Source organism: Capsulimonas corticalis (assembly GCF_003574315.2).
Classification (GTDB): domain Bacteria; phylum Armatimonadota; class Armatimonadia; order Armatimonadales; family Capsulimonadaceae; genus Capsulimonas; species Capsulimonas corticalis.
In genome coordinates, this window is sequence record NZ_AP025739.1 from 2,331,026 (window position 1) to 2,342,506 (window position 11,481).

At 65.7% G+C, this 11,481-nt stretch carries 4 protein-coding genes; all 4 read right to left on the minus strand.

Annotated elements, in window-relative coordinates; all coding sequences use genetic code 11:
• Positions 1 to 184: 184 nt before the first annotated feature.
• The 4 genes from D5261_RS09945 to D5261_RS09960 all read right to left on the minus strand — a co-directional run bounded on the left by D5261_RS09945 (position 185) and on the right by D5261_RS09960 (position 11,405).
• Positions 185 to 466 carry a hypothetical protein gene (locus tag D5261_RS09945; RefSeq protein ID WP_119324645.1) on the minus strand — a complete coding sequence of 94 codons (282 nt, stop codon included), beginning with the start codon at positions 464 to 466 and terminating at the stop codon, positions 185 to 187.
• A 141-nt stretch (positions 467 to 607) separates the two neighbouring features.
• Complete coding sequence (locus tag D5261_RS09950; RefSeq protein WP_119324644.1) at positions 608 to 1,399, minus strand: DUF1559 family PulG-like putative transporter; 792 nt, start codon at positions 1,397 to 1,399, stop codon at positions 608 to 610.
• The gene (locus D5261_RS09955) at positions 1,363 to 1,944 is read right to left on the minus strand and encodes a hypothetical protein (protein WP_119324643.1); all 582 of its coding nucleotides are present in this window, start codon (positions 1,942 to 1,944) and stop codon (positions 1,363 to 1,365) included. The genes D5261_RS09950 and D5261_RS09955 overlap by 37 nt, the downstream gene beginning before the upstream one ends.
• 290 nt (positions 1,945 to 2,234) lie before the next feature.
• A complete protein-coding gene (locus D5261_RS09960) occupies positions 2,235 to 11,405 on the minus strand; it encodes a GH36-type glycosyl hydrolase domain-containing protein (protein WP_119324642.1) in 9,171 nt (3,056 codons plus the stop codon).
• Between the last annotated feature and the right edge of the window lie 76 nt (positions 11,406 to 11,481).

An 11,481-nucleotide genomic window follows, 5' to 3' on the forward strand; every position in this document is an offset into this window, starting at 1 on the left:
GGCGTGCGAGTATTACCAGTACTTGCGCGCCTTTTTTCGTGTCCCAGTTGTCAGGGCGCTCCTCAAATCCCGCCGAAGCGCGATCGTCGAGAGACGTCCAGTGACATTCATGAAATCGGTGTGAGGTCTGAGGAATCCGGCCGCGCGGACGCAGCATCGCCGCGTGAGAGCAGGGATTCGTTGTTTAGGAAAGGGTGGCTGGCGGCGCTCGCAGGGAGGCGTACTGAATGTGTATCTGATGGAGAAGCGGGGTGGGGTGAACGGCGAGGATGACGCAGACGATGGGCTGCATGGCGACGGTCAATCCGCCCCCATGCAGCGTATGCCAGGCGTCCATCCACTGGTGCGCGACACAGGGCGTGTCGAGCGCGTGGGCCGTCGCCCCATGGATCGTATCCTGCGCGACGGCGAAGGTGGCGTCGCCGTCGAACTTATCGGTGTGATGCAGAGTCGCGACCGCGCTCATCCAGAAGCAAACAAATGCCAGGACGAGAGCAATTCTCCGGAGGATCGGTTGTGCCGGGCGACTGAGCGATAACATTACTCGTCCATTCTACCCCAGGATTCTCAATTTGACAAACGGGTATTTCTTCGGATGCTACTGAGGCTAAAACGCCTGATACTGCCCGAAGCAGGGCTGCTCATTCGTTGGCGCGATCGTCGCATTGTACTTCTCCCATTTCGCGTGTCCGTCGGCGAAGCCGTAGTTCGCCCCCTGCTGGTGCCGCTCGCTGGCGACGGCGAACTGGCTGTCCGGGTTCGCGACGCAGGCCGCGCCTGGCGCAGGCGTCGCCCCATGAACCTGCCCCGCGTAACCGCTCACATCGTAAATCTCTCCGAGCCAGGGATGGATGTGGACATCGCAGAACTGGCTGTTTCGCTCCACGAGGTAAATCGTGGAGGCCGGCTGCTGCACCTGCGCGAGCGTCGCGCCGAACAGAAAGTACGCGTTGATCACGTACGAGGTCAGGCCCGGCTTCGGCGCGGCGTCCGTGCACGCCGCGCCCAGCGTCAGTCCGTGTGGGTCGGAGTCGTCCGGGCATATGAAGAGCTGCTGCGTTAGACTGGCGGTGTCGGTCGAATTACCCCGGCTGACATAGGGCATGATCTTCTCGAACGGCGAACCATAGTCCGGCGATTCCAGTTGTCCATTGTCGTCGTCTACGACCGGATTGGTCGCGCCGGGGTGCTCCTGAGGATATGTCTCGTCGTAATCCTGCACGTACTGAACCAGCGAAAGGCCGATCTGTTTCTGATTGGACAGACACGAAATCGACCGCGCCTTCTCCCGCGCCTGGGCGAATACCGGAAACAGGATCGCGGCGAGAATCGAGATGATGGCGATGACGACGAGCAGCTCGATCAGCGTGAAGCCACGCCGATGGGGGATGGGATGCATGAGAAAAAACTCCTTGTGATATCGAAGATAACGACGGCGTGCGGGATGAATCCCAGCAACGCGGCCAAGCAAGGAGGCTTCTCAAAGGGGGAGACGGAACGGGTCAGAACCGCGTCGCCGCGCCGGGACGCGGGGAGCGAGGTTGAAGAAAATCGGGGCGCATACACATGCGCCGGCAGTATCATCGGCGGCCAGAATTCCTGAGATGTGATTAGGGCCGCGATATTGCTGGGCGGCGCCGACGACATGCACATGCATTTCATCACGGCGCCCCCAGGACGCCGCCCCGCCATCATCGGGCAGCACTTCATCGACATACCGCCCATTTTGCCATGGCACATCGGACAATTCGCCGGCATCGCTCCCATGGGGGGCGCGCCGCCGCCGCTGTTCGCGCGCCCGGAGCCGCTCGCGCACACCGCTCGGGCGTGCGTTTGGGCGGGACCATGCGAGAAACAAAATCCGCTGGAGGCGCTCAGAACGACCAGGCTCCAGAGGAGCCCCCAAACCAGGCAGAGCTGGCGATGCGCGCGGAAGAAGGACATGAGTTCTGAGGGTATTTTACCAGGGATTTGCGGCGTTAGTCCCTATTCCCCCGGCGCTAAAGCGCTTCCCCCTTTTTCCCAGCATGCGGCTTCGCCGGGGAAAAGGGGAGCCACTCATTAAGTTCCATTCACTCGTTTCGCTGCCGTGAAGAGATCGTTTGCGAAGGCTACAGGTTCTGCACTGCTACTTGTCGAGCGAGCAAGGACGATAATTATTGGCTCCCCTTTTCCCCTGCGGAGCAGCTTGTTGGGAAAAAGGGGGAAGCGCTTTAGCGCCGGGGGAATAGGGACTACCCCATCACCACCCGCACCTCATGCGTCTGACCGTCGTCGCCCAGCGGAATGCGGCCGTCGATCTGGACCTGGCCGTCCACCTCCACCGTCTTCACGCCGGTGCTGACGCCGGCGGAGTTGTCGATGGTGATCGCGTAGGTGCTGCTCTTGTGCCGGTAGGTCAGCTTGAACTCTTTCCAGTCCTTCGGGATAACCGGGTTCATGGTCAGCGCGTCCGGACGCAGGTGGAAGCCGAGGACTTCCTCCAGCCACACGCGGTACATCCAGCCGGCGGAGCCGGTGTACCAGGTCCAGCCGCCGCGGCCGGCTTTGCCGGCGAGGGAGTAGACGTCGGCGGCGACCACGTAGGGCTCGACTTTGTAGTGCTGGACGTCCTCGGGCGTTCGGGCGTGCTCCACCGGGTTCATCAGGCGCAGGATTTCCACGGCGCGGTCGCCGTCGCCAAGGCGGGCGAAGGCGAGCGGGACCCACAGGGAGCCGTGGGTGTACTGGCCGCCGTTTTCGCGGACGCCGGGGAGGTACCCCTTGATGTAGCCGGGGTCTTTGGGCGACTTGTCGAAGGGCGGCGTGAAGAGCAGCACCATCTTGTCGTCGCGTTTGACCAGATTGTCCAGCACGCTCTGCATCGCCTGCCGGGCGCGCGCGGGATCGCCGGCGCCGGAGATGACGGCCCAGGACTGCGGGAGCGAGTCGATGCGCGCTTCCTTGTCCTGCGCCGATCCGAGCGGTGAGCCGTCGTCGAAGTAGGCGCGGCGGTACCAGGCGCCGTCCCACGCGCTTTCGTCGATCGCGGCGGCGATCTTGAGGGCGGCGGCGGCGTGCTCGTCGGCTTCCGTCGCGGCGCCTTGAGCGCGCAGCATGGCGGCGAACTCGTTCAGCACCACGATCAGGAACCAGGCGAGCCAGACGCTTTCGCCCTTGCCGCCGATGCCGACGCGGTTCATGCCGTCGTTCCAGTCACCCGCGCCGATCAGCGGCAGGTCATGCGGCCCGTGCGTCAGACCCTTCTGGATCGCGCGCCGGCAATGTTCGAGAACCGTCGCGGTCTGCGAGGAGACGCCGGGCTGGAAGAACGCCTCGTGCTCGTCCGGCCCGAGGAGTCGGCCGTCCAGGAACGGCGCGACTTCATCCAGCACGCTCGTGTCGCCGGTGATCTTGACGTAATGCGCGGCGACCAGAGGCAGCCAGAGCAGGTCGTCCGTGATCTGCGTGCGGACGCCCGCGCCGCCCGGCGGATGCCACCAGTGCTGGACGTCGCCCTCCGGGAACTGGCGCGACGCGGAGCGCACGATCTGCGCGCGCGTCATCGCCGGATCGGAGTAGACCAGCGCCATCGCGTCCTGAAGCTGATCGCGGAAGCCGAACGCGCCGCCGCTCTGGTAGAACGCCGACCGTCCCCAGATGCGGCAGCTCAGGTCCTGGTAGACCAGCCAGCGGTTGAGCAGGAAATTGACCGCGAGGTCCGGCGTCTCCACCTGGATCGTTCCGAGGTAGTTATCCCAGAGCTGCCGTGTGGCTTGCAGCAGCGATTCCGCCTGCGCCGATGACCGGAGCCGCTGGACGAGCGTGCGGGCTTCGCCGAGGCTGTCGGTCTGGCCGACCGTAAAGATGACTTCGACCATCTGGCCGGGCTCCAGCTCAATCGCCGTCTGGAGCGCCGCGCAGGGGTCAAGACCGGCGCCGGCGCGGCCTGAGAGCGGGCCGCCGCGCATCGCGGCCGGGCTGGAAACCGAGCCGTTGCGGCCGAGGAACTCCCCGCGGTCCCCGGTGTACGAAGAAGCCGCCGGAGAGATCGCCGCGAAAGCGATCCGCGAGCCGAAGTCCGGATGGTAGTGGTTGCGCGCCGTGATCATGCGCCCTTCCGTGTCCCAGTCCGTCACCACATGCAGCTGCGTCTCCTCGCGCTCCACGCCCAGATCCCATTCCACATAGCCCGTGACCGTCAGGCGCCGCCGGTGCGAGGACCGATTGGTGAGCTTCAGACGATGGACAAGGACCGGGAGGCCGTCGTTGTCGTGCGCGGGTACGAACAGCGTCAGCTCCTGGACGATCGCGTGGCTGTTGTGCTCGAAGATCGTGTAGCCCTGGCCGTGACGTGTTCGATAAGGATCGCGCTCGCGGACCGGCGCCGCCGTGGGCGTCCAGAAGATGCCCAGGTCTTCGTCGCGAATATACAGCGCCATCGAGACCGGGTCCGAGACCGGATCGTTGGACCAGGGCGTCAGCTTGTTGCTCTGGCTGTTGCCGCCCCAGCAGTAACCGCCGCCCGATTCCGTGACGAGCGCGCCGAAGTTCGGGTTGGCCATGACGTTGGACCATGGCGCGGGCGTCACATCGTCGGGGCCGAGATAGATCGCGTATTCATGGCCGTCCTGCGTGAAGCCGCCCAGCCCGTTGAAGTACGGCAGCTCCATGAACGGCAGCGCCTCCGACGGCTCCTCCGAAGCGGGGCGTCCGGCGGGGCCGGTGGGCGCGGGCAGGGCGGGGCGGATCGGGACGCTGAGCTGCTGGCTGAGCGATCCGCGCGCCGCCACCAGCACCACGCGGGCCACCGTCAGGATCAGCGTCAGGTCTTCCTCGCCGATCGCGGCCGCCGGGCGCAGGAACACGCCGCCGGGCTGGTCGATCCCCGTGTACTCGGTGTGTCCCTGGATCATGCGGCGCAGCTGCTCTTGCAGCGGCTGCTCGTAGCTCGACGATTCCTGATTGAGGATCACCAGATCGCACTTGAAGCCGTGGACGCGCCAGTAGGTGTGCGCCTGAAGCGCTTCGCGCACCATCTCCAGATCGTTGGTGTCCGCGATGGTCACCACCATCGTCGGCAGGTCGCCGGAAATGCCCTGCGCCCAGAGCCGCGATTGGCCCAGGATGTTGCGGCGCAGGCGCTCGGCCGGCGGCCGCAGGGCCTTGTTGGGATAGAGCATATGGCCGGCGAGCTGCTGGAAGCGCAGGACATCGGTCCCCTGCAATCGCAGGTGGCGCAGCTCCAGCTGCGCGTGAGTCCAGGCCATCTCCATGGCGCGCGCGGTCGCGCCGATGTTGCGATACTTCTCGACCAGGGCGACGGCTTCGTCGTGCCGCGTGGCCGCGATGGTCACGAATGACACATGCGCGCGTTCGCCGGGCTCCAGCAGGATGTGCTTGCGCAGGGCGAACACGGGGTCCAGGACCGGTCCTTGGCTGCCGGTCAGCGCGCCGTGCAGCGCAGCCGGATCGGCGGGCGTGCGCCCGCGTCCCAGGAAGATCGAACGGTCGGTCTCGAACTCGGTGGGCTTGGTCGCGTCGCGATTCGCCGCGACGACGTGCGCCGCCCACACGGGCGCCTCATTGGCGGAGCGGGGACGCCGCCACGCCAGCATGCCGTCCAGGTCCTTCAAGACTTCCGTCTGAATGAACAGCTTGTTGAACGCCGGGTGCGCCCGGTCGGCGGCGTGCGGGGCCAGCGCCAGCTCGGCGTAGCTGGTCAGCTCGATCTGTCTTGGCCGGAGGGACTTGTTGATGACGGTAATGCGTCGGATCTCGGCGTTGTCCTCGGGAGAGACGACGATCTCCGTGACGGTCTCGATGCCGTACTCACGCCGCCGGAACTCAGCCTTGTCCGGCGAGAAGAGCGCGCTGAAGCGCTGCGCGCTGCCCGTGGTCGGCTGATAGGTCGTGGACCAGAAGGCGCCGCTTTCGGTGTCTCGCACATAGCAGAACTGGCCGTAGGAGTCCCGGGTGGCGTCGGCGCGCCAGCGGCTGATCTCGGTGTCGTCGATCTTGCTGTAGCCGCCGCCGGCGTTGGTCACCATGACCGAGTAGTGGCCGTTGGACAGCAGGCTGACCTGAGGCGTGGCCGTATCCGGCGTATCGATGGTGCCGGTCGCGTGCTGCGTGGCGATCGGCTCCAGGCGCGGCTGCGGGATCGCCTCCCGGGCGCTGGAGACGGGGATGGAGGCCGCGGGGATGCGCTCGAACAGCAGCGATTCGACGGCGCGGACACGCGGGTCTGAGTGGAACCGCTCCTGCATGATGTTGCCGTTCAGCGCGTTATCGATCGCGGTGAACATCATGCCTTGATGGTGCGCCATGTAACAGGCGACCACGACGCCGCGTTCGCCCTTGGGACCGCGCTGGCGGGTGAAGTCGATGGATTCATAGAACCCATAGTCGCCGCGCAGGCTGGTCTGCGCCAGCGCCGCCATGCGCCGCAGGTTGCGCACGGCGCCCGGCGGATCCACCGCGAGGGCCAGGCCGGTGGCGTAAGGCGCCACGACCAGATCGTCCTCCAGGCCGCGCTTCAGGCCCATGCCCGGCACGCCGAAGGCGTAGTATTGATAGATCTGGCGGGCGTCGAGCGCGCTGTACGCCGCTTCGGAGATGCCCCATGGGATGCCGCGCCGGCGCGCGTAGTCCCGCTGCGTCGCGACGGCGTCCTTGCAGGCGCTGTCGAGAAGCGAGTTCTGGTAGGTGCGCGTGACGAGCGTCGGCATCAGATATTCGAACATGGTGCCGCTCCACGATTGGAGCACGCGCCGGCCGTGCACATTCTTGAAGCTGCGGCCCAGCGCCCACCAGTGCTCCACGGGGACGTCGCCGCGCGCGATGGCGGTGAAGCTTCCCAGGCGCGCTTCGCTGGCGAGCAGGTCGTAGTAGGAGTTGTCCAGTCGGCGCTCGCCGACGCTGTAGCCGATCGAGAAGACGCGGCGGTCGGGGACATACAGGAAGCGCATGTTCATGCCGTCGGCCAGCGCGCGCATCGAATCGATGGCGGCCTGCGCCTTGCCCATCTGCTCGCCGGCCAGCCACTGCGCCTGCGCGGCGGACTCATGCAGTCGGTCCAGCCACTCGGACACTTGCGGCGAGAGCCTCAACTCGGCTTTGCGCGCGTGCAGGGAGACCAGCACGGACAGTCCCGGCACGGCGCCGGTGGCGATCATATGCAGCGACGGCGTGGACGCCAGCGCCTGCCGGCGCCACTCATGGGCGTCGGGGCTCAGCGTGATCAGCCCTTCCAGCGGCGGCTGCGCCAGCACCTCGACCCAGCGCAGATAGCGGTCGACGGTTTCGTTCCAGGCGCAGATCTGCTCGCGGACCTGGACGCCCCAGTAGCGGGCGCTTTCACTGACGGTCGGCAGGCGCTCGGCGTTGCGGGCGATCTCTTCGCCCAGCGGATGCAGGGCGCGCAGGCGCTCCACCTGTTCCTGGATTCCGCCATAGCGCGCGGCCAGATGCCCCTCGACCTTGGCGGTCTGCACGGCCCAGCGTTCGGCGCTCTTTTCCTGGGTCTCCACGCCTTCGCGCATCAGGCCGAGGCTGTCCGCGATTCCCAGAAGACCTTCGGGGCGCAGCAGCGGGCCGTTCAGCAGGTCCGGTACCGCGCGGTCCATCGCCCAGAGGTGGCCGAGCAGGTTGCCGCTGTCCACCATGGAGACATACTCCGGCTTGAGCGTATCGAGCGTCGTGGTGTCGTACCAGTTGAGCAGATGGCCTTCGTACTTCTCCATCTTCTCGATCGTCGCCATGGTCGCCCCAATGCGGTCAATCAGGCTGTCGATCGTGATATAGCCGAAGTCGTGCGCGGCGACATCGGCGAGCAGCAGCAGGCCGATGTTGGTCGGCGAAGTCCGGTTGGCGACTTCATGGCGCACGAACTCCTGATAGTTGTCCGGCGGCAGCCAGTGGGTCTGCGGCCCGACGAACTCATCGAAGAAGCGCCATGTCTGGCGCGCGACCCGGCGCAGATACGTCCGGTCGGCGGCGACCAGCGGGCGCGTTTCCTGGGTCGGCGTTCGCAGGTTGAGAAGGGCGACGATCAGCGGGAAGATCGTCCAGAGCAGCAGGAAGATCGGCGCGGAATTCGCGTGCTTGATATGCCACTCGGCGATCAGCGCGGCGATGGCGAGCGACGCGAGGGAGTATCCCGTGAGGCGCATCACGAAGCGCGACTGATTGTCCTTGGCGTTCTTCTGCGCTTCCTGCGCCGTTGTCCACTCCAGCAGATGCTTGTGGGTGATGGCGCGCCGCCACCCGACCCGCACGATGGCGTCGGCGGCGAGCACCGCCTGATGCGGCGTGAAGGAGGCGTTGACCAGCGTGCGCTGCCCGGTCAACTCCAGATCCGCCCACGGGATATACGCCTTGCCGATGGGCGTGGTGATCAGCGTGAGGATCTGAAACGCGAAGGGCATAAGGAAGACGGCGAGCACCGGCAGAACCCAGATCGTGGACATGGGCGAGAAGAGCCAGGCCAGCACCAGAAGCAGCGTGATTCCAATCGGCATCACGCTGCGCCGCAGGTTGTCGAAGATCTTCCAGCGGTTCATCACGGGGAGCGGGTTGCGCACGCGCGTCCCATCGCCGTACGGGACGGTCCCGAAGATCCAATCGGTGATCTGCCAGTCGCCGCGCACCCAGCGGTGCTGGCGATTGGCGTAAGTGTGGTAATCCTCCGGGAACAGATCGAACAGCTCGATATCCGACGCCAGGCCGACTCGCACGTGACTGCCTTCGATCAGGTCGTGGCTGAGCAGGTGGTTCTCGGGGAAGCGTCCCGTCAGCACGGTATGGAAGGCGTGCAGATCGTAGATGCCCTTGCCGTGATAACTCGCTTCGCCCGTCAGGTCTTGATAGACATCGGAGATCGCGTGCGTGTACGGGTCGGTCCCGGTCGGATCGGTGAAGACCTGCGAGAACAAGGTCGCCGTCGCGCTGGGCAGGCTGGTGCTGACGCGCGGCTGCAAAATGCCGTAGCCGCGCACGACATGGCTGCAATCCTGCGCGATCACCGGCCGGTTCAGCGGGTGCGCGAGCGTCTCCACCATGCGCCGCGCGGTGCTCGCGGGGAGCTGCGTGTCGGCGTCGAGCGTGATGACGAACTTGATCCCTTCCAGCAGCGCGGGCTCGCCCACGCGCAGGAAGCCCTCTTGGCGCTCTTCGGGCCTGGCCGTCAGATACGTGTTCAGCTCTTCGAGCTTGCCGCGCTTGCGCTCCCAGCCGATCCATTTGTCCTCGCTGTCGTTCCACTTGCGTTCGCGGGCAAACAGAAAGAAGCGGCCGTCGCCATAGCGCTCGTCCAATTGGCGAATGCCGTTGGCGGCGACATCGAGCCGCTCGGCGTCTTCGGGCATGTGCTGCTGCGGGGCGTCGGCGTAGTCCGCCACCAGCGCGTAGCGAAGGTTTTCGTCCGTGTTCGCCAAATACCGGATCTCCAGGCGCTCGACTTCCTTGCGGATGGAGTCGGGCGTGAGGAGCATCATCGGGACGACGACCAGGGTGCGGTATTCGTCCGGAATGCCCGTATCCTCGAAGGACAGCTTGGGCAGCGGCTGCGGGGCGATCAGGCGCGTGACCAGATAGTTGACGACCTGCACGGCCACTTCACTCGCCGGCAGCACGGCCAGCAGGGTGAGGACGATGAGAAACAGCGCGTCCTGACCGCCTTCGCGCGCCACATCGGCGGCGCGCCACAAGATGAGCAGCGTCAGCAAACCGATCGAGCCTAAATACACAAAGGCCGGCTGCCGCCGCACGGATCGCAGGAGGCGCTGGGAAGGATGCGGCGTGGCGTTCAGACTCGCTTCCAGCTGCGGCCGTCCCTGGTCCACGAGCCAGTAACCGACATGCCGCTCCAGGCCGCCCGGCGCCTGCGCCGCGAGGGAGATCGCCTTGGCGGCGACATCGAATTCGGAAAATGTGCTGCACTTATGGATCGTCTCAACGCCGTGGCGATAGGAGTCGCGGGTTGTGAAGTCCATGCCGGCGTAAACGCCCGCCGGATCCTCGCTCAGAGTCTTGTGGATCGCGCTGCACCGCTCGAAGATATCGCGCCAATCGAGATGCGAAAGCGCGCGCAGCGTGGTGATTGCGTTGCCCAGGGAAACCTGCTCGGCGGTCTGCTCGCGCTGATCCTGCTGGATGGCCTCGGTGACGCTGGTTTTGAGCTTGCGCTCCAGCCATCCGTGGACCGGGGCCAGCGCGGCCTCTTCATCGTAGAGATGCCCCAGCAGCTGATCGGCGAAGTGCGCGCTGGGGTTGGGGATCCTGTCCGAAAGGTCTGAGACCATGCTCAGCAGCCGGTCGGCGTCGTTGCGCGCGGCGGTGCGCAGGCGGTTCGCCCAGAAGTCTGCGAGAATGCGCTCGCGCTGCCGGCGGCGCACATGCACGGTCAGCGCGCGCAGCGCCTCGATCAGACGCAGGCGCATCAGCAGGGGCAGCGCCCAGAGCTCGGCCATCGTGAGCGGCGTAACCGTTTGGTAGGATTCCAGGAAATTGAGGATATCGCCCTGATCGACATGGGCGTCGGCTTCGGCGATCAGTTCGGCGGCGATGCCGTAGGCGCGCGGCAGGCCGGACTGCGGGCCGCTGGCGAGGATCGGCAGCTCCCGATGGAACTTCGGGCTGAAGTTGCGTCGGATATCGTCGATATGCTCCTGAATGATATAGGCGTTGTCCAGCAGCCACTCGGCGGACAGCGAGACCGACTCGTGCTGTTTGACGGCCTCGTTGAGCTCGGCCTGCACGCCGTTGAGATACGCCTCGCTCTCATTGAGACGCTGATAAAGCGGCTTGGCGGAGGTGGATTTGCCCGTGACCTGATGGACGGCGGCGGTGACCAGGCCGACTTCGACCCCGAGACGCTCCGACGCCGGCCGGGCGGGGCGCAGCAGGATCTCGGCGCGCTCCTTTGTGGGGCGGGGCGGGGGCGGGAAGGCGAAGGTGACGGGCTGGCCGCTGGTGACCTGACGCAGCAGCAGCATCGCCTGCGCGATATCCGCCGCCGTGGTTTGCACCAGGATCGCCGATTCGCCGCGCGTGATGATGCGCCGCCCGTGCGCGAGCAGCGCCGGGTCGACGCCCAGCCGCACGAATCGGGCAATGATCCATCCGAGAACGCCCCCGGCGAGCACGAAGCTCAGCAGGAGCGCGAACGGTCCGTAATGGCCGGGCGCGACAAATCGGATGGACGACTGTGTCAAAAGGATCAGCGTGGCGATCAGGCCGCTCAGCACTCCGAGCGCGACGCCGCGCCGGGGCGAGATATCGCCGTTGTTGATCGAGACTTTGCCGTCTTTGTTGCAGGAAATCAGCGCCACGCGGCCGCTGCACTTGCGCCGGATCTCCGCGAAAACCGATGCGGCTGCGTCCGGATCCTGATAGAAGCCCGCGGCGGTCACTTTGTCTGGCATGCGAATGTGTCGATTCCTTTTAATTTTTTGGAAGGGATAGACCCTGTTTTTCCCACGCTTGGGTAAGGTTTTCCCC

Coding starts and splice junctions, on each gene's coding strand:
- D5261_RS09945 (WP_119324645.1), bottom strand. CDS start 466: ATGAGCGCGGTCGCGACTCTGCATCACACCGATAAGTTCGACGGCGAC.
- D5261_RS09950 (WP_119324644.1), bottom strand. CDS start 1,399: ATGCATCCCATCCCCCATCGGCGTGGCTTCACGCTGATCGAGCTGCTC.
- D5261_RS09955 (WP_119324643.1), bottom strand. CDS start 1,944: ATGTCCTTCTTCCGCGCGCATCGCCAGCTCTGCCTGGTTTGGGGGCTC.
- D5261_RS09960 (WP_119324642.1), bottom strand. CDS start 11,405: ATGCCAGACAAAGTGACCGCCGCGGGCTTCTATCAGGATCCGGACGCA.